Here is a 25,689-nt window from a genome sequence, read left to right as displayed (position 1 = left end):
CCACCTCGTTCATTTACTTGCCCTAACTCCATTTTATTGTACAACAATCAGTGTGAATATGTGTTTTATTACGTTTATTGTGTGGGATGTGTGGATGAGGGTGGGACGCGTAACTCGATTTTTTCGAGTTACGGAGCTAATGCGGCGGCGGGCGGGAAGTGTAAGTCGGTTTAGACGACTATCTATGCTCCTTTTGCCACTGGTTCACCCGAGTTAGTCGGTTTCATCGACTATCTATGCTACTTTTACCGCTGGTTCACCCGAGTTAGTCGGTTTCGACGACTATCTATGCTCCTTTTCCCGCTAGTTCACCCGAGTTAGTCGGTTTCGCCGACTATCTATGCTACTTTTCAAGCTGGTTCACCTGAGTTAACCGGTTTCGTCGACTATCTATGCTCCTTTTGCCACTAATGTGCTCGAGTTAGTCGGTTTCAAACTACTATCCTCACTTTTTACCATGCAAAAGCGAAATAGCCTTATCAGTAATCATGAATTTATAGCATCTAGTTAAACTACCGCCTACAGGTTTAAGCAGCTCATTTCTTTCCAGCTTACGTACAATTTTTCCACATGCCTCTCTTTTAAGTTGAATCCAATTACACACGTCACTTAATTCAAAAGGTTTATTCCATAGCAATGCGCACCTCAATATCTCCCGCTCATACACAGGAAGCTGATGTATCCCCGCACTCGATATACTGCCGACTCGACCAATTAATTCATACAAATTCCTTTGGCAGAAACTTGGCTTTTTCTCCAACTCATCTCGGCTATACGGAAAATAAGTGTAACCTAGTATCGCAACTGAACGTGCACGCGCCCTCTCGAAGGAGAAACGGTCCCTCGTGATCAACTCAGCATGAGTGACAAAGCTATCCTCCTCAAACACGATCCGTAACATGGGGTGAAATACATCACCGTAAATTTTCATACCCGATAAGCTCATCATTTCATACTCTAGCACCAAACCCTCTAAAGTCCCCAAAACAGGCAGCAGCACTCCTTCCAAAAGTTTCTTCGTTCCTGCCAGGTCCCTTTGCAGCATTTCCAGCCTCTGACCGCTTGCACTCCTAATTTGTTCTTCCAAAAATAGTTCAAACTCCTTTTCGAACATTGCGATTACCTCCTTATAAAATAAAAACGCCGCCAGCTCCAAAAGGAGCTAACGGCGTGTGCTTCACGCGTATTGAAATACTTATCTTTATCATCAAGATACCAAATCACTTAACTTTTAGCAAAGCAAATTTCATGCTCATTATCTTTTAATTAATTTAAAATCATCATAATGGAAGCCCGGTGCAACTACACAGGAAACCAGAACGGGTTCATCCCCTAAAGGACGCGCCATTTGCCATACATGAGCTGGGACAAGAGCTTGCGGATGCTGACCTTTTAGCACATCAGGCCCAAGAATAATATCCTGTGTAGCTTTTGGTTGCTCACTCGTTCCTCCTAATGTAAGCAAGATAGGACTGCCAGAATGCCACAACCATAATTCATCAGACAACACGGTGTGCCATTCTGAGAATTCATCTGGATGAAGTAAGAAATAGATCGAAGTTGCTGCATATCGCGAACCAGAGTACGCTTCATGTAGGACTTCTTTCGGAATTTCGAAGGAAGCTTTCCAGAGCTCCTTGTACCATCCGCCCTCAGGGTGAGGCTTTAAATCCAAGGTTTGAACAAGTGGTGATAGTGTTTTTGTAAGCATATGATTTCTCCTATTTCTCTCTAGACTAACAAAGTAAGCATTATACCATAGGGAAGTCATATTTTGTATCTGGAAAAACTTCCGAAACCTCCACCCAAAATTATCGTATTGAAAAAGTATTCACTCTAACAAATATTGGGAAACGAGGGATTTCGATGACAGATAACTTGAACCTTCAGTTGAGAGAAGCTAAAGAGCGGATGTTTCAGCTCCACAAAGCAGAACGCAAAAGAAAAGATCTACAGGACAGAGTGTTCGAGCAGGAACGCCTCATTCCTAAGCTCGAATTACAACTTGAATCCGAACAGGCAGATGTCGAGCGATTGACGCGATTGTCTCTTACGAATCTTTTTCATACGATTCTCCGCAGTAAGTCCGAGCAACTGGAGTTGGAGCGCCAACAAGCCCTAACGGCTGCGCTGCAACTAGAAGCTGCTAAGCAGGAACTGCAAGTCACGAAGCAAGCATTGATCCAAGTAGGTGATGATCTCGCCAACTATCAACGTGCAGACGACGATTATAAAAAGCTCATGGCAACAAAGGAAGCCGCACTTTTAAACTCCCCTTCACTTTCAAGCGAGTTAGAAAAGATGGACGATGAAATCGATGATCAGAAGCTGCTGGTCAAGGAGCTGCAAGAAGCATTGAACGCTGGCAAGCGTGTACTAGCCTCCTTAACAGATGCCTCCAATAGCTTGGAGAAAGCAGAAAATTGGGGGAAATGGGACTTATGGGGCGGCGGCGGCATGATCAGCACGCATGCAAAGCATAGTCATGTTGACGATGCCAAACAGTTCATTCATCGGGCGAATCACCAAATTTTGAATTTTCGCGACGAACTAAAGGACTTAAATCGGAGTTTTCACATTGAGATCGATATCAGCGACACTTTAAAAATGGCCGACTATTGGTTTGATGGACTCATTGCCGACTGGATTGTACAAGGTCGAATCGAGAACTCTCAAAGTCAAACGCTTTCCGCGTTGAACAAAATTCGTACTGTCGTTGCACAGCTGCAGAAAGAATATTCGGCAGCAGATGCGACGTTAACTGGACTGGTTACGAAACGGATCAATTGGATTGAGGAGTCTAGCTTGGATAGTTAATCTTGTTCAAAAACAAACACCCATCCTCAAGTAAACACTTGAGAATGGGTGCTCCAAATGAAGCAGCTTCTATTTCATCTGCTGCAATAAATTCACGCGATACGCTTCGCTTTCCAAGCCTTGAATTTCTTTGTACTCTTCCTCGGTCAATCTGCGTGGCGTTCCGACCGCTTTCGCGATCAAATAAATTTTCGCGCTCTCTTCCATGACTTCCGTGCGGTAGTAGGCTTCGCGCAAGTTTTTGCCTGTGGTGACAAGCCCGTGATTGTTGAGCAAAATCGAGCTGTAGCGATCCGCTTTTTCAGCCACGAGATTGGCTAATTTATCTGTCGTCGGTACGACATACGGAACGAAAGCAACGTCGCCAACCAACGCGGCTTGGTCTGGGAACAGCATCGGCAGCTCATTGTCAACGAGCGTCAATGCGATGCAATACGCAGGGTGTGTATGCACGATTGCCTTCATTGCGGGATTCACCCGGTAGCAGAACAAGTGCATTAATACCTCAGAGGATGGGCGATATGTTTTATCCAAAATATTGCCCGATGGAATATCTACGGGCACCCATTGCTCAGGCTCGATGTCTTCCAAAGCGAAGCCGCTCGGAGACAGATACATTGTATCTTCGAATCTTGCGCTTATATTTCCTCCAGGTCCTACAACGAGGCCCTTCGCTACACTTTTGCGCGCATATTTCGTTAATTCTTCTCTGGTTTGCTGCTCAGACATGCTGTCCTCAGCTCCTTTCTGATTTCTTCTCTATAACTGTCATGTAGGTGTGAAAAGCCTCAGCCCACTGCTCTGCGGCTTCCGGCTCATAGCATTCTGGCGGAAAGCTGTTCATCACGACTTCGCGTATCTCTTCGAGTGACCCCACCTCGCCATGCGCTTTCGCCTGCATCATGATGTTCCCGATCGCGGTCGCTTCAATAGGACCTGCGATGACAGATCTTCCTGTTGCATTGGCGGTCAGCTGGCATAGCAATTGATTCTGAATGCCCCCGCCTACCATGTGAACCGTCGTTAACTTACGCCCAGTAAGCCCCTCGATTTCATCCAGCGTTTGCTTGAATTTCATGGCTAAACTGTCGACAACGCAGCGGATTAGCTCCGCCTTCGTTTGCGGCACCGCTTGCCCGGTCTGCACGCAGTAGTGCCGGATTCGCTCTGGCATATTTCCCGGTGCTAGGAAAACAGGATCCTGGGAATCAATATAGCTTCCCAAACCTGGCTCATTACGGGCCATCTCTTGCATTCTAGCGAAGCTGAGAGGCTCTCCCTCCAGCTCCCATTGACGCTTGCAGGCTTGCAGGAGCCAGAGACCCATAATGTTTTTAAGCATCCGAATCTTCTGCTCCGCCCCGCCTTCATTCGTAAACCCAAAACGCAAGCTGTCCGCGTTCATAATCGGTTGCTCGAGTTCAACCCCCATGAGTGACCACGTTCCGCAGGAAATGAAGGCATAATCACCAGCTAAAGATGGGATCGACACCACAGCAGAAGCTGTATCATGTGAAGACGTCGCAACAATCGGGAAAGCCCCGACCTGCAGCTCATTCGCGATTTCTTTGCGCAGCAATCCGCCTATCGTGCCCGGCATGACGATGTCCGTGAACAGTGTAGCGGGTATGCCCAATTTTTGAATAAGCGAAGTGTCCCATGCTCGAGTTGTAGGGTTCAGCAGCCCCGTCGTGCTTGCAATCGTATATTCCGTTGAACGCGTACCCGATAAATAATAGCGAAATAAGTCCGGCATCAACAGTAAGCGCACGTCCTCAGGCACATTCAAGCCATCTTCCAAGCTCTCGGCGTACAGCTGAAAAATCGTATTAAAAGATAAGGGCTGGATACCAGTATGCGCGTATAGTTCCTGCTCTGGCATTTTAAGCAATAACTCCGTCATGGCCCGCTCATTCCGAGCTTCCCGATAGTGATAAGGATTGCCAAGCAGCTTCCCTTTTCCCGTTACAAAACCGTAATCCACACCCCACGTATCCACGGCAAGCGAAGCAGGTGAGTCGGAGGCGAACTGCTTGTAAGCCAGAACGCCTTCTTTCAGTTCATGGAAGAGCCTTAGAAAGTCCCAATACAAGCTGCCATTCAGCTCAACCGGATCATTTGAAAAGCGATGAATTTCTTGGGTCGTCAGCGTAGAGCCGTTCCAACGCCCAAGAATCGTTCTTCCACTACTAGCACCGAAATCGACGGCCAGCATGTTTAATTGGTTGTCACCCACGCGGGTTCACCTCCGCAACTGCTTACTTATATAGAGGACCGAAGCTGCTGCACGCTCTGAAGTCTGCACCCTCAGGATCTGATGTACCGAAATTGCTCCAAACACGCGGACGGAAAACATCCTCTTTTGCCACGTTATGCATGGAAACTGGAATACGCAAAATCGCCGCAAGCGTGATCAAATCTGCCCCAATATGTCCGTAGGAAATCGAGCCGTGGTTGGATCCCCAGTTATCCATTACAGAGTACACATCCGTAAACGAACCTTCTCCAGTCAAAATAGGCGCAAACCAAGTTGTCGGCCAAGTTGAATCCGTACGATCGTCTAAGGTCTGATGCACATTTTCAGGCAGGTCGACGGAGTAGCCTTCTGCTATTTGCAGAACTGGTCCTAAGCCTTTGACCAAATTAATCCGTGACATCGTGACTGGCATTCCGCCTTTTGTTAGGAAGTCTGTGGAATAGCCGCCTCCGCGGAAATATTCAACAGATGCTGGACGCCAAGACGTCGCTGCTAAGCAATCTGTCACTTCTCGATCTGTAATTTCCCAGAAAGGCTTCATAACCGGCTTACCATCACGAGACTGCTGACCTGTTCCATCCAAAGCGGCCGGTCCTGAGTTAATCAAATGGAGGATACCGTCTTTAGCTGCACCTGTCAGGGTGTGGCCTGTTACGCGTTTCACCGAGTCTGGGCTCCAGTACGTTCTCACATCAGCGAAAATTTGAGCTGTATTCGTCAACAGGTTACCGAACAACATAACTACGCCATTCAAGCTATCGTTCTCAGTAGCAACAAGATAAGGAGCGCGCTTACCGTTCCAGTCAAAAGAAGTATTCAGAATAGCTTCCATGAAGTCGCCATTTGGGAAATGATCCGTCCAATGACGTTGGCCTTGGAAACCAGATAGGATTGCATTGTGGCCTAACGCCTCTTCGCCAAACTCAATATCAGCTAATCGCGGATTGCCGACCATCAGGTCACGAACGATCATGGTCATTTTGACAACGGTTTCCCAATCCTGATCTTTTTTCTCACGACTCGTTTGAATCGCGGCTGGATTCTTGTCGGGACCTTCTGTGCAGTTTTCTTTTACCCAGTTCAACGCCAACTGATATTCTTCTGGATCAAAAATTTCTTCATTAATCCGACGCACTAATTCGGACATATCGACATACTCATTGCGCATGCCCAAGTAGTTTTGGAATAGCTCCTCGTTCACAATCGAACCTGCAATTCCCATTGAAACGGAACCGATAGAGAGGTAAGATTTCCCTTTCATATACGCCGCTGCAAGTCCTGCCTTAGCAAAACGAATCAGCTTCTCATGAACATCCTGTGGAATCGTTGTCGTTCCCGAATCTTGCACGTCTTTGCCGTAAATACCGAAGGCTGGGATGCCTTTTTGTGCATGACCGGATAAAACAGCAGCCAAATACACAGCGCCTGGACGCTCAGTTCCATTAAAGCCCCAGACGGCTTTCGGTGTTGAAGGATCCATATCCATCGTTTCCGTGCCATAACACCAACAAGGAGTCACTGTGATGGAGACGCCAACACCTGATTTCGTGAATTTATCTGCACAAGCAGCAGCTTCTGCTACGCCACCGATACATGTGTCCGCGATAACGCATTCAACTGGCTGTCCATTCGGGTATTTCAACGTTTCGCTCAGCAAAGCAGCAACGCCCTTCGCCATGTTCATCGTTTGCTCTTCAAGTGATTCACGAATCCCTTTTCTTCTACCATCAATCGTTGGACGGATACCAATTTTCGGGAACTCTTGCTTCCATCTGAAATCGCTGTTTGTCATCTACATTCATCCTCCTCGTTATGTAAAAAGCTCATCTATCCTCTTACTTGTATGCTTAAAATAGAGTTATCGGTAATTCATTTTACTCAACAACTACACCTTTTCTTAAAATAATATTGGCATAAAGCGCCTTTTCACTCGTCGCCACGATGGCATAAGCTTTCTTCGCCCGCTCATAAAAAGCGAACCGTTCCACATACTCAATCGCTGGTGTTGCGTGCTCACTGATGATCTCCTCGTATTCGCCCCAGATCGGAGTAGCAACCGTATCACCAGGTACGACGGCCATAAGTGCAACAGGCTGATCACTGTAAGTATCCAGTGGATACAACGATAATACCGCTTTCAACAATTCCGGCACGCCATGACCATCACAACGTAATAGTCGGTTTGCATGACTTGCTGCAGGAAAATTCCCATCAGCCAAGATGATTTCATCCCCGTGCCCCATCTCCATCAGAACTTTCAGAAGCTCTGGCGAGAGGATTGAAGGTATCCCTTTTAACATCATTAACATCTCCTACTTCAATGTGTGTTACCGATAACTCAAAATTAACAATTTTATCTCTTGCTGTCAATGATTTATTTCTATACAATATGTTAATAAACCGCCTAATAAAGGAGATTAACACGTGATAACGATCTATGACATCGCCGAAAAGGCCGGTGTGTCCGCTATGACGGTTTCCCGCGTGATCAATAACACGGGCCGCATCAGCGAAGAGACGCGTAAGCGGGTAAGGAAAGTGATGGAAGAGCTCCACTACATTCCAAATGCACTTGCACGCAGTTTAGTCTCCCAGAAGACAAATCTCATTTCCTTGCTCATTACGGATATTATGAATCCGTTCTATACAACATTAGCCCGAGGCGCTGAGGATGCAGCGAAAAAGGCGGGCTATCGCCTGCTTTTTGCCAATAGTGATGAGGATTATGCGAAAGAAAAGGACTACGTCGATATGATTCTCTCCACGCGCGTGGATGGCGTATTGTTCGCCCCGGCCGGGGATCATTCCCACGACAATTTGCAACAGCTGCAGAAGCACCAAATTCCTTTCGTCGTCTTGGACCGTGAAATCCCGGGGATCAATGCGGATGTTGTCCTTGGAGATAGCAAGCAAGGTGCCCGCAATCTCGTTGAGCATTTAATCGCGCTTGGTCATCACCGCATTGCGTTAGTGAATGGTACACAGGACGTGTCCACGGCCCGCCTTCGGTATACGGGTTATAACGAGGCACATCGCCTCAACGGCCTTGCTCTCGATGAGCAGCTTGTTGTCCATCTCGGGTATCGTGATTTCCACGATGACTCCGCGCTTGACGGACTTTTTCAGCTTGATGAGCCGCCTACGGCTATTTTTGCAGCCAACAATATGTTGGCCGTCGGCGTTATTCAATCGTTGCGTCAGCGTGGCTTACAGGTTCCGGGTGACATTTCGGTCGTTTGTTTCGACGATTTCGGTCCTGCTGGCGAGATCAACCCTTTCCTCACAGTCGCCGCTCAGCCAGCATATCAATTCGGCCAGCTCGGGATGCAGCTCCTCATCGAACGCATGGAAGGTGAATCTAGCGATGAATCTCGCAGAATTATGCTGCCCTCTGAACTCATCGTTCGATCGTCGACCCAACCCGTCTCGCTGCACAGCTCGTAGACACAGCAGGCTATTGTTCTTCCCATTTATGGACAATAGCCGCTATAATCTCTTCTTTTGTCTCCTCCGTCAACCCATTCCGAAGCTCAGTAATGAACTCAATAAATAGCAGGGATAAAAGCTCATTCATCTCCATATTAAGCGGTTGATGATGCTTCCAATTCATATCGTCGAAAAAAACACGCATCCGATTGACTTCGGCTGGGTGCAACCTGACGTTGAGGGTCAAATAAGCAGCATTATCCGATTGCCCCTCCTGAAAGGAAAGTCCCCATTGAAAGCCGGGTACAGTTCCGCCATTTGGTCGCTCATTCGTGTTCGCACGGGCAACAACGCCTCCAAATTTACTTCTTAGCTGCAAAATGTATGTATATAGATCCTTGCCCTTACGCACATGATCCATAAAATTATCAAATAATAGTTTGACTAGGAACGTTTTGTTGATTCCGGTTAACTCCTCTTGAGACGTATAGACAATATCCTCCAAGAAAGCATCTGCTCGGTTAAAATAATCACGAGGCGCCCTCACTTTGATCGTCTGGTAAATATCCGTATCCGCTGCTCCCCGCCCAAACAAGCCTGTCCATGCTTTTAATGTGAGCATTAGTATACTCCCCCTTCTTCTCCCTCCTAAACTATTATTCCGAAACTAGTAGAAAAATGACTACAACTAATAGGGCTGGTGATTATACTTTTTCGGTGGTCATCCGTGCCCTCATTGTTTATGATGAGACTAAGTAGTATAGCGTTGATCGAACGAAGGGAAGTTGAATACACACATGGGCACTGTAACGAAACGGAAGGCGATCGTCATTGGAGCGGGAATCGGTGGATTATGTACGGCATTGGCGCTTCAGCAGCAGGGATGGCTAGTCTCGGTATACGAAAAGGCAAACTCACTGAGGGAAGCTGGCGCTGGAATCGTACTCGCAGCCAATGCGATGAAAGCACTAGATCTGCTTGGCATTGGTGAAACAGTTCGGAGCGTGGGGGCGCCTGTTGTTCAAGCTGACATTCGAAACTGGGATGGCAAAATCATTACAAGTCTTCCAGCCGCCAAACAAGCGGCACTATACGGTACACAAAGCTATGTCATTCATAGAGCTGACTTGCAAGCAATTCTTATACAAGCAGTCTCGGCGACAACACCTGTTCAGACGAATAAACAATGGATTGACGGAAAACAAAGTGATCGAGACGTTATCGCTATTTTCAAAGATGGTACGCAGGAAGATGCGGATGTTATTATCGGTGCCGATGGGTTTTACTCTGCCGTACGCGAGCGACTTTTCGGTAAAAGCCCTGTCCGTTATTCGGGCTATATCGCTTTAAGAGGTGTAAGTTCCTACGAGGAGACGCGCAACGCAAATCATGGCGGGGGCTTCGAGGCGCTTGGACCGGGAAAACGTTTTGGCCTCTCAAGTCTCGGCAATGGTCGTGTTTTCTGGTTCGCCGCAATTAATGCGCCACAAGGAAAACTACCTCCGCTAGAAGAGAGAAAATCGGAGCTGCTCCGGCAATTTCACGGTTGGTACAATCCGGTCGTGTCTGCGATTGAAGCAACGGAGGCATCAACCATTCTAGCTCATGACATCGTTGATCGTCCACCATTACCAAGGTGGAACTCAGGTAGGATGACGCTCCTCGGCGACGCCGCACATCCGATGCTGCCCAACTTGGGACAGGGCGGTGCGCAAGCGATTGAAGATGCTATCGTCCTAGCAAGATGCCTCCAAAATCCTGATATTCCAGCAGCACTTGCAGCCTATGAGAAAGCGCGAATGGCACGAACCAACCAAATCGTGCGGATGTCTCGATCGATGGGACGAATGGTACAACTCGAGAACCCTTTGCTGATCTACTGCCGTAACAAGCTGCTGGCTTCCTTATCTGATGCCCGGTATATCAGGCGCTTTGACCCTCTTATTGGGTATAAGGTGTAGGATGCAAATGAATGGGAGACCGAACTCGATTTTTTCGAATTACGCTACTCCCCGCCTTATATCACTTTTTTACTGAAAGCTACTGTCCATTATCTACTTTGCAACATAAATTGGTTAAAGCGATATATGTCAAAGCTGTAAAGCCGATATGCGTTAAAGCCAAAGGGTGAATATAGATGGAGAACACGAGGTTAGATGACTTAAGAGAACGAATTGATGAAATAAATGAGAGTCTGCGGGAGCTGCTCTCCGAAAGAGCACGCATTACCCAAGAGATCGGGCTGGAAAAGGAAAAGCAAGGCGTGCCGAAATTCGACCCGCTTCGCGAGAAGAAAATGCTAGACGCCTTGGTTGCACGAAATACAGGCCCATTCGATGACGATACCATTCGTCACCTTTTCAAACAAATATTCCAAGCTTCGCTGACTTTACAGCAGACGGTTCACAAGAAGCAGCTGCTTGTTAGTCGTAAGCGGCAGCATGAAGATACGATCATCCAGCTTGGCCCTGCCTCCATCGGCGGGGATACACCGATCATGATCGCAGGTCCCTGCTCCGTGGAGAGCTACGAGCAAGTACGCACGGTTGCTGCCGCGTTAAAAAACGCTGGCGTAACCGTGCTGCGCGGAGGCGCCTTCAAGCCTCGGACTTCTCCTTATGATTTTCAAGGATTAGGCTTGGAAGGCTTGAAAATCCTAAAAACAGTCGCCGATGAATTCGGACTCCAGACGATCAGTGAAATTGTGGATCCCGCACATATTGATATCGCGGGTCAGTACATTGATGTGATCCAAATTGGAGCGAGAAACATGCACAATTTTGAGTTACTGAAGGCGGCTGGCGAGGTCCGTATTCCCATCCTTTTAAAGCGCGGCCTTTCCGCAACGATCGATGAATTCTTGCATGCAGCCGAATACATCCTATCTCGCGGCAACACGCAAGTGATGTTAATCGAACGCGGCATCCGTACCTATGAGCGGGCGACACGAAATACACTCGACATCTCGGCTGTTCCGATTTTGAAGCAAGAGAGCCACTTACCGGTGCTAGTCGATGTTACCCATTCCACGGGACGGAAGGATATTTTCGCACCGTGTGCTAAGGCAGCCTTGGCCGCTGGAGCCGACGGCATTATGGTCGAAGTCCACCCGAATCCTGCCACGGCTCTCTCGGATGCCCAACAGCAGCTCACGATTGAGGAGTTCAATCAATTTTATGCAGCTATCAAGAGCTCGGGATTGTTTTAAAAAAGCCTCCGATCCCACCACAAGTGGAATCGAAGGCTATCTCTCTATACCGTTTTATCTACAAAGGAAACTTTATTGTTTTCAGCAAATTTCTTCAGCTTGCTCGCCATCGCTTCGATATCAAAACGGTTCAACGTCTTGTTATACACCCAACGAGGAGATTTCCCAGTTAGCTCAATGATGATTTGACCTGGCGCGTGAACAATCTCTTTAATATTTTCCGCACCTAGCACTAATTCTCTGGCTAGACCCCTCTTCGAAAGATTCGTTTTCGACACGCGCAAGTACGGTCTCCGCACAAAATAAATCATAAAGCCAACGACCAAATAACTAAGTGTTGTATACCAGTACATTTTGTCCCCATCGGTTTTTGTTAACGTAAACAACAAGAAGATCGAAACCACGACGAAAAACGCAGCCAACAGGATGCTTCTCCCCTTAAATACGACCGGACGATCGGGATCCGTTGAAATCGGCGCTTTCCCTTGCTTGGTACGGGTTAGGTTTGCCTTTTTCGTATTTTTACTTACCATTCTTTCCCACTTGCGAGACATGCCTTTCACTCCCTGCGTAATAGTTACCATACATCTCTTCACATCATCCCATAATTGCGGCCGAATGTCGATATTTTGCTTGGTTACACAGGCAAAAGGAGCCCTCACAGGCTCCCTCTTCTACCTTATTCGTTCACATTTGAATTATACAGATTTCCTCCACCTGTCCGGACGTCATTCACAGCTGTAGTTCCTGTTGCCGCACTTGTTGCGTAAACGACATAGCCCGTTGAATTATCCAAATTCACAGTATTATTGTTAAAAGAATTATTCACGCCAGTCGCATAGTCCGAACCATGCGTACGAACTTGGAAGGCATCGACTACATTCGAGTTGCCATTCCGGTACCCTTGATTATAGCGGACGATGGTATTCACGCCTTTTACGTCAATGAAGCTGTCTGCGCTATTCGCCCCACTAATCCCCGTACCATTAAATGTGCAGTACTCAATAATCGTGCCGCTCGCGCCTTCCTTCACATCAATGTGCTCTGCCGTAATACCCCCATCGAAATTCGTATGACTAATCACATTCCCTGTTACAACATGCTCATACGGCGAGCTGGAATCGGAACCCACATACGCGCCCTCCCCATACCCTGCTTGATATAAGCCCGTATCGTAAATTAGCGAGTACGACAAGGTATTGTAGGAACTGCCGTCACGGAAATGGACCCCCTCATCGCCAACATAATGAACTTCCACATTGTTCAGCAGATTATTATTACCGTTATCGATGATAATCCCTTTTTGCGCATTCGTGATCTCGATATCACGAATTTGCCAATAGTTGCCCGTCAAGTGAATGCCGTAGGAGCCATCGTTCACATTCACACCCTTGAGCACGGCTGGGTTAGCCGCATCACAGCTTTTTAACACAATGGGATTGGAAGCCGTTCCGCTTTGATCCGAGTAAAACAATCCCTGCCCGCCTGGATCGCCGCTCGTCAACCGATCACCCACATAATTGCCAGGAGCAAGCAGAATGACTGAGCCGGCCGCAGCAGTTTTCATCGCATTTTGAATAGCCGCCGTTGTGTTTAATGCATTCGTACAGCCCGTAGGCGGAGTGCCCGCAGAGGTCGTAACATTGATCGTACTGCTTTGACTCGAAGCATTCCCAGCCGCGTCTTTCGCTTTAACATAGTAGCTATACGAGGTAGACGCCGTCAAACCTGTATCGCTCGTAGAAGTACCCGTTACCGTCTTGAGGAAGGAGCCATTCCGATACAGATCATACCCCGTTACACCTACGTTATCTGTCGAGGCACTCCAACTTAAATTGATTTGACTGCTTGATGCCGCTGTGCCGTTCAATCCACTAGGTGCTGTCGGAGCCTGCGTATCTCCTCCTGTTCCACCGCCGCTAACGACAACAAGCTGCGGCTTATTCGAGGCATTCTCATTACTATTCAGAGTGGTATACTTCCCCACACTTTCTTGCAGCACAAACGAAACAACACCATCTCCCGCTGCTTGGGCAGTTACATAAGCTGTCACATCAATCTCGTTATACGTCGTTGTCGTGTTGATGGCTACACTTCCTGCCGAACTGCCAACCGTTGGTTTCGTGTTCCACGTAATGGCCGATTGCGTCCAGCTATCTGTTGTTTGATACGCCGATAACACCGTCGACGCCGACGCACTGCCATATACACGGAGCTTGGCACTCGTTACGCCTGAAAGGCCAGAGACACTGTACTTGAGATACGTATATCGAGATGCGCCTGGATCATTTTTGACATACAACGAAGTGGCTGCACCATAATTGCTGGTAGGATTTCCTTCATGCACATAGGCATCATCAGAAGGACTTAGTGTAGATGTCGCAGCACCTGCCGTTACTGGAATTGCAAGCAGCATAACCGCCGAGAATAGCGTTACCCACCCAGCTTTACCTTTTATTTTGTTGAAAATCACACTCATTAATTCTCCTCCTCTGCCTCTATGAGATAGCGCTTACAAATAGAATTATAAGAGATCAACGCGTGCGCATGTTTTCCGCTATTGTTCAGAACTTGCACTGTATTGCTGTCTTTTATAACTGCATGCGATATGACTTTGGTGTCGTTCCTAGAACAGTCTTAAACACACGTGAAAAGTAGGAACCATTCTGAAAGCCGACTTCCTGCGCGATAAAGCTAGCAGATTTCGATGTCGTTTCAAGCAAGAGACACGCTTCCTTTAATCTTCGGGAAATAATAAATTCCGTTATCGTACGCCCCGTTGACTGCCTGAAAACATGCGATAAATAAAACGTAGAGAGATGTAAGTCCTCCGACATTCGTTGCAAATCAAATTTATCTTTATAGTGGCGTTCGATCCATTCCGTGATCTGCCCGGCCGTATGATTACTGTTCAACTTCAGCTTCTCCTTCTGAGGCTGGCAAATGTTACTCTCAAGCGGCTCGAGCTGCTGAAGGATAGATAATAGACATAAAACATATTCTTCTTGCTGTTTATGTATTGGGACACGGCTAAGCTTGCTATGTAAATGCTCAATACTCTTAGCTAGATGCTGTTGCCTAGGTATCACATGCGTCGTTAAGGATTGCTTCCAAAGGGTGTTAAACCAGGTTCGAATCCCGCTAAACGCACGAATCCCTGTATCCAATCTGTAAGGATCAAACATAAGAACAGATCGAACAAAGGGACCTTGGATTTGTATGCGATGTAATTGAAACGGTTGGAAAATGAGAAGACTGCCTGGCTCAATGGGGTACCATCTTTTATTTACTTCAACACGGCCAATCCCCTCATAGACGTAAAGGAATTCCATACAAGAATGGGCATGATAAATCTCCCAATTCTGCTTGCGACTTGATTTCTCGTGATTCAAATGAAAGGGTTCTTTGGTGACATCAACACTTGTGCTAAGTTTCAACAGCTATCCCTCCCGAATTTGGAAATAGTTGGACACTTTGAGCGAGCGTGAGCACACTGTATCATAATTTCACACCAAATAATTGTACAAAGTTTAGGGACTTCTGTGTTTTGTTTAGGTGCCGTCTACTTAATGGGAGGAGGGTAGCCAACCGATAATTTGCAATAACGTTAACACGACCTCGATGACGATCAGAATCACGACAATCCATTCCACGAAAAGTCCTCGAATCGAATGACTAATCGTCGAGAACCCTTCCAAGATATGATAGAGAATATCTGTTTTACTTTTCAAAATGGTATAGCGATCGTTTAATTCAAAGAAACCGATCATCTCATCGTAAAATTGACTTGCTGAGCTATGCGTCCAAGTCAACTCGGGCTTATCCAAAATCATGATATAAGCTAACGTATTATACTCGTGGCGAACAATTTTGGCGGTCGTTCTCGCCAATTCTTTGTTGCCAACGCGAAGCTTCCCTTTTTCCAGCCTGTCGATGATGACTTCGAGGTTATCCTGAATGTTCCCGAGCTGCTCCTCACTCCTCTCGAGCGCCACTGATTTGGCAAGAACGGTTGCAATCATTTCAGGTAAAAAGAACTCATATTCCGCCACGACCACATACTCATCCGTCAATGTCATACTCTCGTTTTCTTCGATATGCAGTCGATAATCATCTGTGAATTTATCGGCTCTTTCGAGTGCAATATCGGGCTCAAACGATTGAATAAACTTCAATAAAGCAGTGATTTCATCTTGATGTGTCAGATTGACGAAGACAACACTGCCAAAGGAAAAGACCAGCACTTGCTGCAACTCATCTAATTCCTTTTGATAAATTTTTTGGAGCACTTTATGCCTGAGGATTAACGGCTGTTCCCATGTGTATTTTTTAGGAATACCACAGTGAATCGCAATTTTATTCAGATCAATTTCATTGGTAATCGCCAATGCCTTAAACGTAATGTTTTTCATGGTTCACCACTCATCCATCTAATCTTTATACTTGCTAGTATTGTCAGTAAATGAAAAACAAAAACAGACCCTGTCATTTTCTCCTGAGAGAAAATCGACAAGATCTGTTTATCAGGTCATCTTATGCGTTAACCTTCTCGGGACGTTTTTCAGGGGCTTCCAGATGCTCTGGTGCTTCTTTCCCCTCACCGACGAGCTCCCTGGCTGAATTTTTGAATTCATGCAGCGTACGACCTACAGCACGACCGAGTTCAGGCAGCTTAGACGGTCCGAACAAAACTAAAACAACTAATAAAATTAACATGAGTCCTGGGAGTCCAATATTTTGCAGCATACGTACATCATCTCCGTTTCATTAGTCTTGGTTATGGCGCTTCGGATACACTGCTACTGCTTCAATTTCAATCAGCCAATCAGAGCTAACAAGGCTTGCTATTCCAACCGTAGAACGTGCTGGCTTCACAGGATTCGCTTCTGTACCAAAAAATTGTGCATAGGCGTCAAACCAGCCTTGATAATCGAATTTGCCTTCTTTAGCTGCATCAGGTGTCACATAAACACGGAGATAAGCGACATCTGCAAGAGTAAGACCCTTCTCCTTTAATTGCGTTTCAATTGCTTTTAGAATGCCAATACCCTGTGTTTTCGTATCCCCATAGCGTTCATAGACAGTTTTGCCTTCTTTGTTTATAACCGGCGGTACTGTCCCGCTTGTGAACAAATAGGAGGATCCCGATGGGACTGACACACCTGCAGCAATGGAAGAAGCAGGATTGCCATAAAATTCGACTTCATTAATCGGTTCAGCATTGTATTTGCTTGATTTATCAGCCCCAGCCGCATAAGCACTCACACAAATCAGACATGAACCAACGGTAGCTGCTACGATCGTCTTCAACTTTTTTGTTATCATCATCTTGATTCACTCCTTCTCTTCTATTCTATTCTTTCATTACGCGCTCATGGATTTCGGTAACAACTTTCCGAGCGGATTCAATTGCTCCGGCTTGCCAAGCGGTGATATAGCTGATGTGCTCCCCTGCCAAATAAATCCGGCCATCCGGTTTGCATAGGGTTGGATAGTAATTCTTACGATCATCAGCTGTATAGGAAGCCCAGCCACCTTGATTATATTTAACCTTCTTCCAATCCACGGAGAATGAGGTCTCGAACTCCTTGTGGTATTGCGGATGAATCTTCGCCCCTTGGCTTAACGCATACTCCTCACGGGCAGCAAGTGACATATTACCAAGTTTATCCGCGTTTCCTCCGAACGAGTAATAACCTAGTAAAATTCCTTTTTTGGAAAAATAATCGTTTGGCGGGTAATAGATATTGGCAATATCCATGTTCGTTAACGAGCTTCCACCATAAATCATCTCATCTTCTTCCCAGAAGCGACGCTTGAATTGAAGTCCGATTTTGCCTGCAGCCGCATAGCTGATCTTCGCGATAGCCGTTGACATTTCCGGTGAAAAGTCTGCTTTGATGTTCTTGAGAACAGGAAGCGGGATGGTACAAATACAGAAATCACCTGAAATCTCTTTATTGGCTCCGCTAAGCAAATCCTTATACAAAATCTTAACACCATCGGAAGACTGCTTAATCTCATGAACTTCCGAGTTGAATTGAATTTTGTCCCCTACGCGCTTTTCGAACGCCTTTGCGATCATGTCCATCCCGCCTACAGGGTGGAACATCATCATTTGCTGGTCGTAGCCATACTCACTGCTGAGAAATTGCCCAAAACCAGAATTAATAATCGCTTTTAAGCTAAAAGGATCCTTCTTAACACCTGCGTCAAATTTACCGCCTGGCTCCTCCACATAACCGGCTCGACTTGAGCCTTTATAGAACAGATCTGCATTTAAATCTCCTTCACTTTTCAAAAAGGCAACAAGCTTCGTCTTCTCTTCGGTCGTCAAAGGTAGATCTAACGCATTCTGATTCACCGCCTTCGCCAGCATTTCTGATACATAACCGCGAACATCAGCTTTCGCCTGCCGTTTAGGAATTTTCTTTCCTGACAACTCACCTACGTTTTCATTGTAGTAATAGCCGCTTTCGTTCACATTATTGAAAGGCTCAATGGCAACTCCGAATTTGCGCGCATAGTCCAGTGTCACATGAAATTGCGGAATCCGCATCGGCCCTGCATTGAAATACATGCCATTATCAAAGCGAGCCACCTGCTTCACGCCACCAATCTCAGTAACCGTCGTCCCTCTGCGCACAGTCCATGCTCGTCCGCCTGAACGTGCTCTCGCTTCTAAAATGGTGCATTGATAGCCCGCATTTCCAAGTTCGTAGGCAGCCGTTAATCCGGCAATCCCACCACCTAAGATAATCACTTTCTTTCCATTACGATTCGTCGATGTAAGATCCCTGCCTGATGGCGGTGTATAATCTGCGGCTTTCATCGTTTCCGGGGAGAGTAGTCCTAAAGTACCCATCACACTGAATATTGCGGCTGACCCTCCTAATTTGCCGACTGTTGTCAAAAATTGTCTACGTGTAATTTGATCTTCTTGGATCGGTGTCTTCTCCATACTTCCATCTCCTCGTGTTTAAGTTTAGCTATCCGCTACTTAAACTTAACAGCGAGGGAATGTACAGTCATCACTTCGTGTAAGACAACGTGACATAAATTTTAGTTATACTAAGATAACTAACGTTTATTTGATCGTTTTTCCAAAATTATGGTAGAGTTTCATTAATAAGTGTCACGTTCAAGTTAAATTACCTTACATAAAACTGGAGGGATAGGCTGATGATGACAAAAAAGAAAGTAATTCAAATTGGCATCGTAAGTGAATTGACAGGGTTAACAGAAAGGCAAATTCGATACTACGAGGATCGCAAGCTTATTTTTCCAGACAGAAGCAAGGGAGGCGTTCGCAAATATTCATTCGAGGATATTCAAACCATTATAGATATTCACTCGAAGTTAACAGATGGCTTTCATACGGTAGAATTACGACGAATGCTTGCCGGTTCCTAGCACCATTTACCAATTAGACTGGAGGGCTACTATGCAAATCAAAGAAATGATGTCACTTGTCGATCATCTATCCGAACTACGTACGCGCATTATTCGCGTTCTCATAGCCGTCATCCTCACCCTAATCATTGGCTTCATCTTCGCTCAGCAGATCTTACTCTACCTCAAACAAAGCTCAACAGCATCGGGCATTGCATGGCATGTCTTCTCACCTATGGATGGCATTCGCATCTATATGCTCATCGCATTCGCTGTTTCACTCACACTCACACTGCCCTTTATCCTTTATCAAATATGGGCTTTCGTCAAAAAAGGACTCACCAAAGAAGAGCAAGTCGCCACACTGCGGTACATCCCATATACGTTCTTATGTTTCTTGATCGGCCTTGCTTTCGGTTACTTCGTCGTGTTCCCGATGTGTATCAAATTTACATTGGGTGTTACCGAAAACCTTGGGTTAACACAAACCTACGGGGTTGCGCAATATTTTAGCTTTATGCTCAATATTATCATTCCGCTGTCCTTAGCCTTCGAACTCCCAATTGTCGTTATGTTTCTAACGAAGCTAAAGCTGCTTAATCCTAAATTGCTTAACAAAGTTCGCAGATACGCTTATTTGATTCTCATTATTACAGCTAGCTTAATCTCTCCGCCTGATTTAATCTCACATCTGATGGTAGCCATCCCTTTATTTGCTCTCTATGAAATCAGCATTTTATTATCTCGCTTCGTACATAACGAACAATTGCGTGAAGACAGTCTTAACCAAGTCGAATACGGAGTCTCTTAAAATAGTACTACTCACATATTGTTCATCTTTCACAATTCAGATATAGTTACTTCATAACTGGCATTCAGAAAAGGTGAACTATGCGAATTGAACAACTCATGTATATTATTGAAATTAATCAAACGGGTTCCATTTCCTTAGCAGCAGAAAAGCTTCACGTCTCCCAGCCGAACATCTCTCAAGCGATTGTCAGCTTAGAGGAAGAGCTTGGCGTGAAGCTTTTTTCACGTTCACGGACTGGAGCCGTTCCTACGGAAGACGGCAAATTGATTATCAGCAAAGCCAAAGAGATCATGAACAAAGTTGAGGAGCTTCGCGAAACGGCCGGTTTCCAATTCAACCAACTGTCAGGCTCACTCTCCATCGCCGCTGTCCCCAGTTTATGTTTAGGGGTATTGCCTTCGACGTTAGCCAACTTCAAACAAAAGCACGCTGATGTAGAACTTATCATGATGGAAATGAATTATCCCAAGATTATCGAAGAAGTGCTAAGTGGACAAGTCGATATGGGGCTCATTGCTGTCTCTAGAAATTATCAAAGCCCCCATACACAGTTGATCACGGAACATTTGATGGATTGCCGAATAATGGCCTATGTGGGTAATAAATCCCCGTTAGCGCAACGAACAAGCATCTCCATCCAAGAGCTTCTTCCAGAACCTCTTTTGATTTCCTCTGATTATCTACTCAACATTTTCAAAAAACATGGGGAGCCTAACATCTTATTAAAACTAGGGAATTCAGAGTCAGCAAAACGAATCATTGCTGAAAGCATCGCGATTGGTTTCTACACCGAGACAGGAATGCGATTCGATCCTTATTTAGAAACGGGGAAGATTGTTGCACTAGAAGTCACTGGTGTAGATTTCGGAGTGTCCTTCCATGCCATACGTCTGAAAGGCCGCCACTTATCTTTATCTTCTAAAGAATTTACCAAAGAACTCAAAACCATCATTGCAGCCATGTAATGTCAGTAATCCCATTAGGAATTAAAGGCAGTTCCTGCCTTTGATTCCTTTCAATTCTCCGAAAAGCAGGACTCCCTTTTCCACCTCCCACAAAAATATTCTACGTAACCAGCCAAATCTAGCAATCGTTCCTTTCATTGAGACAAAATGTATCTTATACTCCGACGAATTTGTCGAAATTCGACTAACATTATTTAGGGCTTTTCCCTCATTGTCCCACCTTCCGCTATCAGCTATAGTTACCTCATACCAAATTTTCAGGTATATTTACGCCGACCATCTCATATCATGTATAGTTGCTTGTTTCTGAAAACCAAATGTAATTTTTGCAGAAAACAAAGTTCAAACTTGAAGGGATGTTGATTTCGTATTCTTACTCTAGAGAAAATCCAATCAATCGAGACACAATGTATCAATCCACAAGATGCCATCATTATTCGTTTACTTGTTGAAGGTATCGCTCCGCACGAAATTGTCTATTTAAAAAGTAATTCCTTAGATGAAAAAAAACAAATACTTACCGTGTCTGATGCCAAGGGGGGCAAAAGGTACATCCCAATCTCCAAAACCTGTGTTGAACGTTTCCAAGCTGCAGTGAAGCAAACCAAATATGTGACGATGACGGGCGACCCGCTCCAACCAAGGAAATTGACAGATTTAAGAAACAGCCCTTTCTTGATAAAAATGAGCATGTCCGATTACATCGCCAACCATGCAATGATTACAGAATTAGATTCCGTTATCCTGCGCACGATTTATATGAGACTTCGCCGACTAGCGCAATACTTCTCTCTCCCAGAGCTTACTCACTTAACAACAGTGAAGCTCGAATTAAAGCAGCTCGCGATCGTATAGCGATTGCGTAGAAAAGCTGCCCGAACATGGACTCCATGTCCGGGCAGCTTTTTTTCGTGCTTATTGAACCTTCAATAGACGCCAGTGTTGATTTTTGCCGCCATTGTCAGTCCATTGGATCGCCGCTCCGCCATTTGCTTTGGAAGCACCAGATATATCGATCAGCTTGCCCGTTGCGCGATTTTTCAATTTGAAATTACCCGCTCCGTTGTCGATAATTTGCCAATGTTGACTCGTCCAGCCGCCATCGGTCCACTGCTCAATAATCGCACCGTCAGCAGTACCGCCACTTTCAACCCCGATAATCTTGCCGCTTGCCTTATTCTGAATTTTGTAATAGCCGCTGCCTGCGCTCACAAATTTCCACTGTTGACTATCCCAACCACTGTCAATGTATTGCTCCAAATTATCGCCATTCGCGACGCCTTGGCCTACCACATTCAAATCTTTACCGCCATTCCGATTCTCAAGTAAATAATACGCATTCGTATCGATGGCTGGCGAAGATGCAGACAAGCTGCCTGTGCTCGCATCAATGCTCACATTACTGCCCCAGCTCATGGACAACGATGTATTCGACGGGAATGTCATCGGAAGCCACACGTAGCGTGATTCCATTACTTTGCCGCTCCATGCGCCTGCCCAGCGATCCCCCATATACAGATAACTCGTTGAGCTAGATCCCTCCACTGGCAACACATAAGCGCTTTGGGAATCAAATGTCGTGCCATCCCCGAAATTTGTTAGGCCACTCCACGTTCCCGTAATGCTTGTCGCCGTTGCATATTTACCTTGGTTCGGATCCCAACCTGTCGCTCCGGATGTAACTAGGAAGTACACGCCATTCCTTTTGAACATGGCCGGTGCCTCCCGATATTGACCTACCCACAAGGTAGTCACCAACGAATCCACGCTACGGAAATCCGCCGAGAGTTTATAAATATTCAAATCAGCATTCACACGCGTTGCACTGATCAAATAAGCCGTGCCATTGTCATTGTAAACGGTCATATCTCTCGAGTCATACCCTAACGGACGGAAGCTTCCCTGATACGTGTAGTTGCCATCAACCGTACTTGAGTAAGCTACAGCTGTGCGGGCTTGCCCGTAATCAACCCCATTTTCCCAATGCATCCAAAGCACGAACTGGCCTGTTGAGCTGTTATAAATCACTTTCGGTCTTTCAATATTAGAAACGTTCAGCTCTGTCGCCGAATTGAGCGTTAACACATCGTTGCGGAATTCCCATGTTTTCAGATCTGTGGACCGATAACAGGACACCGCTTTGAACGTACCATCCGCATTGCGATTTTCACCAAACCAATAATAGTAGCTGCCCACTTTAATAACCCCGCCGCCATGAGCATGAATCACATTGCCGCTTGTATCCTTGAATTGAATGCCGTTTTGAATCGTGACAGCAGCCGCTTGTGCGACATGATTAACTAAACTTCCGCTGAACACACCAAATCCACACACAGCTGCGAGCAAGAAACTTAACATGCGCGTTACTGATTTTCTCATAAAATGAATCCCTTCCTCTCATGATTTGTGTTTTGGATCCAATACTTCAAGCAAGACCGGAAATATGAAACGCTTTCATTTTTCTTTCCAGCCATCACCTCCTCTTCATTCAACATAATCGTTCTCCCCCTAGCTTTACCACTGAATAATTCATACTAACTATGAACATTTACAACATTTCGCTGAATTTCCCACTTTTTCATATTGAACAAACACGCAAAAAAATAAGGCAACTCCCCTACGTAAGGGGAACCACCTTATTTATTTCAATCCGTCTGGAGCCGCTGAACGCGCTGCCTTCTGTTCAATAGCTCAGGCAACACAATGCCTAGCATCGTCACCAACACACCCAACCACTGCAGCCCGCTCACGGACTCATGCAGAACGATAAAGGACATGATCACAGCCGTCGGCAACTCAGCTGCACTCATGATGGTTGCCATGCCGCCACCGATTCGCGGCACACCAATTGCAAAGAACAACGGAGGAATGACGACTCCAAACAGGGCTAGCAGTAAAGCCCACGGCAATAAAGATTCATGTAAAGCACCATTCCAAAGGAATTCCGGCGGGAATATCGCCATAACGATGATGAACGAGCCTGTTTGCATGACAGCACCTCGTGTAATAGGTGCAACTTGCTTGGCGACTTTTCCGCTCACCGCAATGAATAAGGCATACGTTAACGCCGACAGCAAGCCTAAGCTTATTCCTAGCCACGACGGCGATTCAAGACTTCCTTGTAAATAACCACTTGCCATAATAATTCCGATAAATAAGAAAATAAGTGCGATAAGTTTATCCTTGCTCGGACGCTTGCGATCGATGATTGCCTCTAGAACGATACCAATCCAAGTAAATTGAAATAATAAAAGGATAGCAAAGGAAGCTGAAACATATTGCAACGCCGCATAATAAAATATTCCGGTCAAGCCTGAGCTTGTTCCAACTAACATAAGCAGGAGCGCTTGGCGAGGGGACACTCGGAAGGTTTTAGCCTCTGCTGAACCATGTCTAGCTGATTTCGCAGTCACTAACGCCATGATCCAGAGCATAATTAGACCAAAAAAGATCTGACCACCAACCACTTCGCCCACATTAAAGCCAGACTCATAGGCTTTCTTCACGAAGGTTGAAAGTAAGCCGAAGCTGCACGCGCCAGCTAGCACGTAGACGTAATACTTCATGCCAAAGACCTCGTCAGAATATCTCTGACCGTGTCCCTTGTCATCACTTTGTATTGCCCGATGCTGGGCTTCATGAATGATTTATGGACAAGCAACTCGATTCGCTGATCATCAATGCCATAGTATCCTAGTCGACTTGGTGCACCAAGTGAATCCCAGAATTGACGCAACGCCTGAATCCCTTCCAAGGCAACCTCGTAATCGGTTTTACCCGCTTCCTCGATCCCGAAAACGGCCACAGCCAACTTCTTCATCCGCGACGGATCTTCCTCTGCACAATGCGCCATCCAATTCGGGAAAACGATGGCAAGTCCGCCCCCGTGAGGGATATCATACACAGCAGATAAGCCATGCTCAATTTGATGAGACGCCCAATCTCCGCCGTCTGTCCCGCAAGAGAGCAAGCCGTTAAACGCAGTCGTACCTGCATACATAATCGTCGCCCGATGCTCAACATCTTGCAGATTCGACAATAGCTTAGGAGCCGCATCGATAACCGTCAGCAGAACGGCCTCCATGAAACGATCCATCATCGGGGCATGCTCGGTACGATGGAAGTATTGTTCGAGTACATGTGACATCATATCCACAATTCCGTATACCGTCTGATCCAAAGGTACAGAAGTTGTATAGGCAGGGTCCAAAATAGAAAAAGCCGGGTAAGCCAATGGACTGCTCCAGCCGCGCTTCTCATTGCTTTCCCAATTCGTAATAACCGAAATGTTATTCATCTCCGAACCCGTCGCGGCGAGTGTTAATACCGTCCCCAACGGTAGCGCCTTCTGTGGCTCAGCTTTTCTCGTGATGATGTCCCAAACATCGCCTTCATAAAATACACCGACGGAAATGGCTTTGGCACAGTCAATCACGCTCCCGCCGCCAACAGCGAGGATAAGATCAATTGATTCCTTGCGACACAGCTCAATGCCTCTCTTGACGGTAGTCAGTCTTGGATTAGGCTCTACCCCAGGCATTTCAACAACCGTTGCTTCCATATCTTGAAGCTGCTTCATGACAGCATCGTAAACACCATTTCTCTGTATGCTTCCCCCACCGTAAACAAGTAACACGCGTTTTCCGGTAGTACCTAGCTCTTGCTGCAATTGCTTGATCTGACCTTCACCAAACCATAATTTTGTTGGATTATACTGAATAAATGATTGCATTTGTGTGAAAACTCCTTCGATGACTAATATCTACAAAAGAGTAGTATATCACAACTCCAATTCAATAGCATTGGTAAC

At 46.0% G+C, this 25,689-nt stretch carries 25 protein-coding genes; 8 read left to right on the top strand and 17 right to left on the bottom strand.

The window, feature by feature from the left end; all coding sequences use genetic code 11:
• Window positions 1–445: 445 nt before the first annotated feature.
• Together AC58UX_RS04770 and AC58UX_RS04765 are read right to left on the bottom strand one after the other, a co-directional pair.
• Window positions 446–1,087: a hypothetical protein gene (locus tag AC58UX_RS04770; protein WP_497249941.1), complete on the bottom strand. Its 642-nt coding sequence runs from the start codon at window positions 1,085–1,087 to the stop codon at window positions 446–448.
• Between the two features lie 168 nt (window positions 1,088–1,255).
• Entirely contained in the window at window positions 1,256–1,711 is a 456-nt protein-coding gene (locus AC58UX_RS04765; protein ID WP_497249940.1) for a cupin domain-containing protein, read from the bottom strand.
• 155 nt (window positions 1,712–1,866) lie between these two features.
• Between AC58UX_RS04765 and AC58UX_RS04760 the strand changes: the two genes are divergently transcribed.
• Window positions 1,867–2,817, top strand: coding sequence for a hypothetical protein (locus AC58UX_RS04760; protein ID WP_497249939.1), 951 nt, complete (start codon window positions 1,867–1,869; stop codon window positions 2,815–2,817).
• 69 nt (window positions 2,818–2,886) lie between these two features.
• Here the strand turns inward: AC58UX_RS04760 and AC58UX_RS04755 are convergent, their stop codons facing one another.
• The 4 genes from AC58UX_RS04755 to fucU form a co-directional block, all read right to left on the bottom strand.
• A complete protein-coding gene (locus tag AC58UX_RS04755) occupies window positions 2,887–3,546 on the bottom strand; it encodes a class II aldolase/adducin family protein (RefSeq protein ID WP_497249938.1) in 660 nt (219 codons plus the stop codon).
• 7 nt (window positions 3,547–3,553) lie between these two features.
• The gene (locus AC58UX_RS04750; RefSeq protein WP_497249937.1) at window positions 3,554–5,053 is read right to left on the bottom strand and encodes a rhamnulokinase; all 1,500 of its coding nucleotides are present in this window, start codon (window positions 5,051–5,053) and stop codon (window positions 3,554–3,556) included.
• Window positions 5,054–5,075: 22 nt separating this feature from the next.
• Window positions 5,076–6,866, bottom strand: coding sequence for an L-fucose isomerase (locus AC58UX_RS04745; protein WP_497249936.1), 1,791 nt, complete (start codon window positions 6,864–6,866; stop codon window positions 5,076–5,078).
• Between the two features lie 82 nt (window positions 6,867–6,948).
• Window positions 6,949–7,374 (bottom strand): L-fucose mutarotase, encoded by a 426-nt coding sequence (gene fucU, locus AC58UX_RS04740; RefSeq protein ID WP_497249935.1) that lies wholly within the window; start codon window positions 7,372–7,374, stop codon window positions 6,949–6,951.
• A gap of 124 nt (window positions 7,375–7,498) precedes the next feature.
• Between fucU and AC58UX_RS04735 the strand changes: the two genes are divergently transcribed.
• Entirely contained in the window at window positions 7,499–8,518 is a 1,020-nt protein-coding gene (locus tag AC58UX_RS04735; RefSeq protein ID WP_497249934.1) for a LacI family DNA-binding transcriptional regulator, read from the top strand.
• 10 nt (window positions 8,519–8,528) lie between these two features.
• On the opposite strand, the gene AC58UX_RS04730 is transcribed toward AC58UX_RS04735, so the two are convergent.
• Window positions 8,529–9,122, bottom strand: coding sequence for a hypothetical protein (locus tag AC58UX_RS04730; RefSeq protein ID WP_497249933.1), 594 nt, complete (start codon window positions 9,120–9,122; stop codon window positions 8,529–8,531).
• A 175-nt stretch (window positions 9,123–9,297) separates the two neighbouring features.
• Between AC58UX_RS04730 and AC58UX_RS04725 the strand changes: the two genes are divergently transcribed.
• Together AC58UX_RS04725 and AC58UX_RS04720 are read left to right on the top strand one after the other, a co-directional pair.
• Window positions 9,298–10,461 carry an FAD-dependent monooxygenase gene (locus AC58UX_RS04725; RefSeq protein WP_497249932.1) on the top strand — a complete coding sequence of 388 codons (1,164 nt, stop codon included), beginning with the start codon at window positions 9,298–9,300 and terminating at the stop codon, window positions 10,459–10,461.
• Between the two features lie 176 nt (window positions 10,462–10,637).
• Entirely contained in the window at window positions 10,638–11,708 is a 1,071-nt protein-coding gene (locus AC58UX_RS04720; protein ID WP_497249931.1) for a bifunctional 3-deoxy-7-phosphoheptulonate synthase/chorismate mutase, read from the top strand.
• Between the two features lie 44 nt (window positions 11,709–11,752).
• Here AC58UX_RS04720 and AC58UX_RS04715 read toward each other — a convergent pair whose 3' ends face one another.
• From AC58UX_RS04715 to AC58UX_RS04685, 7 genes are all read right to left on the bottom strand, one after another.
• The gene (locus AC58UX_RS04715; protein WP_497249930.1) at window positions 11,753–12,262 is read right to left on the bottom strand and encodes a hypothetical protein; all 510 of its coding nucleotides are present in this window, start codon (window positions 12,260–12,262) and stop codon (window positions 11,753–11,755) included.
• A 125-nt stretch (window positions 12,263–12,387) separates the two neighbouring features.
• On the bottom strand, window positions 12,388–14,187 hold the full coding sequence (locus AC58UX_RS04710) for a CBM96 family carbohydrate-binding protein (protein WP_497249929.1): 1,800 nt from the start codon (window positions 14,185–14,187) through the stop codon (window positions 12,388–12,390).
• A 112-nt stretch (window positions 14,188–14,299) separates the two neighbouring features.
• Window positions 14,300–15,145 (bottom strand): helix-turn-helix domain-containing protein, encoded by an 846-nt coding sequence (locus tag AC58UX_RS04705; protein WP_497249928.1) that lies wholly within the window; start codon window positions 15,143–15,145, stop codon window positions 14,300–14,302.
• A 129-nt stretch (window positions 15,146–15,274) separates the two neighbouring features.
• A complete protein-coding gene (locus AC58UX_RS04700; protein ID WP_497249927.1) occupies window positions 15,275–16,120 on the bottom strand; it encodes an RMD1 family protein in 846 nt (281 codons plus the stop codon).
• A gap of 121 nt (window positions 16,121–16,241) precedes the next feature.
• The gene (gene tatA, locus AC58UX_RS04695) at window positions 16,242–16,454 is read right to left on the bottom strand and encodes a twin-arginine translocase TatA/TatE family subunit (protein ID WP_497249926.1); all 213 of its coding nucleotides are present in this window, start codon (window positions 16,452–16,454) and stop codon (window positions 16,242–16,244) included.
• Between the two features lie 21 nt (window positions 16,455–16,475).
• Complete coding sequence (locus AC58UX_RS04690; RefSeq protein ID WP_497249925.1) at window positions 16,476–17,036, bottom strand: RidA family protein; 561 nt, start codon at window positions 17,034–17,036, stop codon at window positions 16,476–16,478.
• Between the two features lie 25 nt (window positions 17,037–17,061).
• Window positions 17,062–18,669, bottom strand: a complete 1,608-nt coding sequence (locus AC58UX_RS04685) for a flavin monoamine oxidase family protein (protein WP_497249924.1) — start codon at window positions 18,667–18,669, stop codon at window positions 17,062–17,064.
• A gap of 221 nt (window positions 18,670–18,890) precedes the next feature.
• On the opposite strand from AC58UX_RS04685, the gene AC58UX_RS04680 reads away from it, so the two are divergent.
• The 4 genes from AC58UX_RS04680 (at window position 18,891) to AC58UX_RS04665 (ending at window position 21,734) form a co-directional block, all read left to right on the top strand.
• Complete coding sequence (locus AC58UX_RS04680; protein ID WP_497249923.1) at window positions 18,891–19,121, top strand: MerR family transcriptional regulator; 231 nt, start codon at window positions 18,891–18,893, stop codon at window positions 19,119–19,121.
• 31 nt (window positions 19,122–19,152) lie between these two features.
• Window positions 19,153–19,911: a twin-arginine translocase subunit TatC gene (gene tatC / locus AC58UX_RS04675; RefSeq protein WP_497249922.1), complete on the top strand. Its 759-nt coding sequence runs from the start codon at window positions 19,153–19,155 to the stop codon at window positions 19,909–19,911.
• A 98-nt stretch (window positions 19,912–20,009) separates the two neighbouring features.
• Window positions 20,010–20,879: a LysR family transcriptional regulator gene (locus tag AC58UX_RS04670; RefSeq protein ID WP_497249921.1), complete on the top strand. Its 870-nt coding sequence runs from the start codon at window positions 20,010–20,012 to the stop codon at window positions 20,877–20,879.
• A gap of 369 nt (window positions 20,880–21,248) precedes the next feature.
• The gene (locus tag AC58UX_RS04665; RefSeq protein ID WP_497250070.1) at window positions 21,249–21,734 is read left to right on the top strand and encodes a phage lytic cycle repressor MrpR family protein; all 486 of its coding nucleotides are present in this window, start codon (window positions 21,249–21,251) and stop codon (window positions 21,732–21,734) included.
• A 60-nt stretch (window positions 21,735–21,794) separates the two neighbouring features.
• On the opposite strand, the gene AC58UX_RS04660 is transcribed toward AC58UX_RS04665, so the two are convergent.
• The 3 genes from AC58UX_RS04660 to AC58UX_RS04650 all read right to left on the bottom strand — a co-directional run bounded on the left by AC58UX_RS04660 (window position 21,795) and on the right by AC58UX_RS04650 (window position 25,611).
• The gene (locus AC58UX_RS04660) at window positions 21,795–23,258 is read right to left on the bottom strand and encodes an RICIN domain-containing protein (protein ID WP_497249920.1); all 1,464 of its coding nucleotides are present in this window, start codon (window positions 23,256–23,258) and stop codon (window positions 21,795–21,797) included.
• A gap of 266 nt (window positions 23,259–23,524) precedes the next feature.
• Window positions 23,525–24,445: an EamA family transporter gene (locus tag AC58UX_RS04655; protein WP_497249919.1), complete on the bottom strand. Its 921-nt coding sequence runs from the start codon at window positions 24,443–24,445 to the stop codon at window positions 23,525–23,527.
• Window positions 24,442–25,611 (bottom strand): iron-containing alcohol dehydrogenase, encoded by a 1,170-nt coding sequence (locus AC58UX_RS04650; protein ID WP_497249918.1) that lies wholly within the window; start codon window positions 25,609–25,611, stop codon window positions 24,442–24,444. The genes AC58UX_RS04655 and AC58UX_RS04650 overlap by 4 nt, the downstream gene beginning before the upstream one ends.
• Between the last annotated feature and the right edge of the window lie 78 nt (window positions 25,612–25,689).

The organism is Paenibacillus sp. J22P90 (genome assembly GCF_059692195.1).
This window is presented reverse-complemented; position numbering and strand designations above follow the sequence as displayed.

Bases quoted from the DNA above. Each gene is read 5' to 3' on its own strand.
- AC58UX_RS04765 (WP_497249940.1), bottom strand. From the start codon at position 1,711: ATGCTTACAAAAACACTATCACCACTTGTTCAAACCTTGGATTTAAAG.
- AC58UX_RS04760 (WP_497249939.1), top strand. From the start codon at position 1,867: ATGACAGATAACTTGAACCTTCAGTTGAGAGAAGCTAAAGAGCGGATG.
- AC58UX_RS04755 (WP_497249938.1), bottom strand. From the start codon at position 3,546: ATGTCTGAGCAGCAAACCAGAGAAGAATTAACGAAATATGCGCGCAAA.
- AC58UX_RS04745 (WP_497249936.1), bottom strand. From the start codon at position 6,866: ATGACAAACAGCGATTTCAGATGGAAGCAAGAGTTCCCGAAAATTGGT.
- fucU (WP_497249935.1), bottom strand. From the start codon at position 7,374: ATGTTAAAAGGGATACCTTCAATCCTCTCGCCAGAGCTTCTGAAAGTT.
- AC58UX_RS04730 (WP_497249933.1), bottom strand. From the start codon at position 9,122: ATGCTCACATTAAAAGCATGGACAGGCTTGTTTGGGCGGGGAGCAGCG.
- AC58UX_RS04725 (WP_497249932.1), top strand. From the start codon at position 9,298: ATGGGCACTGTAACGAAACGGAAGGCGATCGTCATTGGAGCGGGAATC.
- AC58UX_RS04720 (WP_497249931.1), top strand. From the start codon at position 10,638: ATGGAGAACACGAGGTTAGATGACTTAAGAGAACGAATTGATGAAATA.
- AC58UX_RS04715 (WP_497249930.1), bottom strand. From the start codon at position 12,262: ATGTCTCGCAAGTGGGAAAGAATGGTAAGTAAAAATACGAAAAAGGCA.
- AC58UX_RS04710 (WP_497249929.1), bottom strand. From the start codon at position 14,187: ATGAGTGTGATTTTCAACAAAATAAAAGGTAAAGCTGGGTGGGTAACG.
- AC58UX_RS04700 (WP_497249927.1), bottom strand. From the start codon at position 16,120: ATGAAAAACATTACGTTTAAGGCATTGGCGATTACCAATGAAATTGAT.
- tatA (WP_497249926.1), bottom strand. From the start codon at position 16,454: ATGCTGCAAAATATTGGACTCCCAGGACTCATGTTAATTTTATTAGTT.
- AC58UX_RS04690 (WP_497249925.1), bottom strand. From the start codon at position 17,036: ATGATGATAACAAAAAAGTTGAAGACGATCGTAGCAGCTACCGTTGGT.
- AC58UX_RS04685 (WP_497249924.1), bottom strand. From the start codon at position 18,669: ATGGAGAAGACACCGATCCAAGAAGATCAAATTACACGTAGACAATTT.
- AC58UX_RS04680 (WP_497249923.1), top strand. From the start codon at position 18,891: ATGATGACAAAAAAGAAAGTAATTCAAATTGGCATCGTAAGTGAATTG.
- tatC (WP_497249922.1), top strand. From the start codon at position 19,153: ATGCAAATCAAAGAAATGATGTCACTTGTCGATCATCTATCCGAACTA.
- AC58UX_RS04670 (WP_497249921.1), top strand. From the start codon at position 20,010: ATGTATATTATTGAAATTAATCAAACGGGTTCCATTTCCTTAGCAGCA.
- AC58UX_RS04660 (WP_497249920.1), bottom strand. From the start codon at position 23,258: ATGAGAAAATCAGTAACGCGCATGTTAAGTTTCTTGCTCGCAGCTGTG.
- AC58UX_RS04655 (WP_497249919.1), bottom strand. From the start codon at position 24,445: ATGAAGTATTACGTCTACGTGCTAGCTGGCGCGTGCAGCTTCGGCTTA.
- AC58UX_RS04650 (WP_497249918.1), bottom strand. From the start codon at position 25,611: ATGCAATCATTTATTCAGTATAATCCAACAAAATTATGGTTTGGTGAA.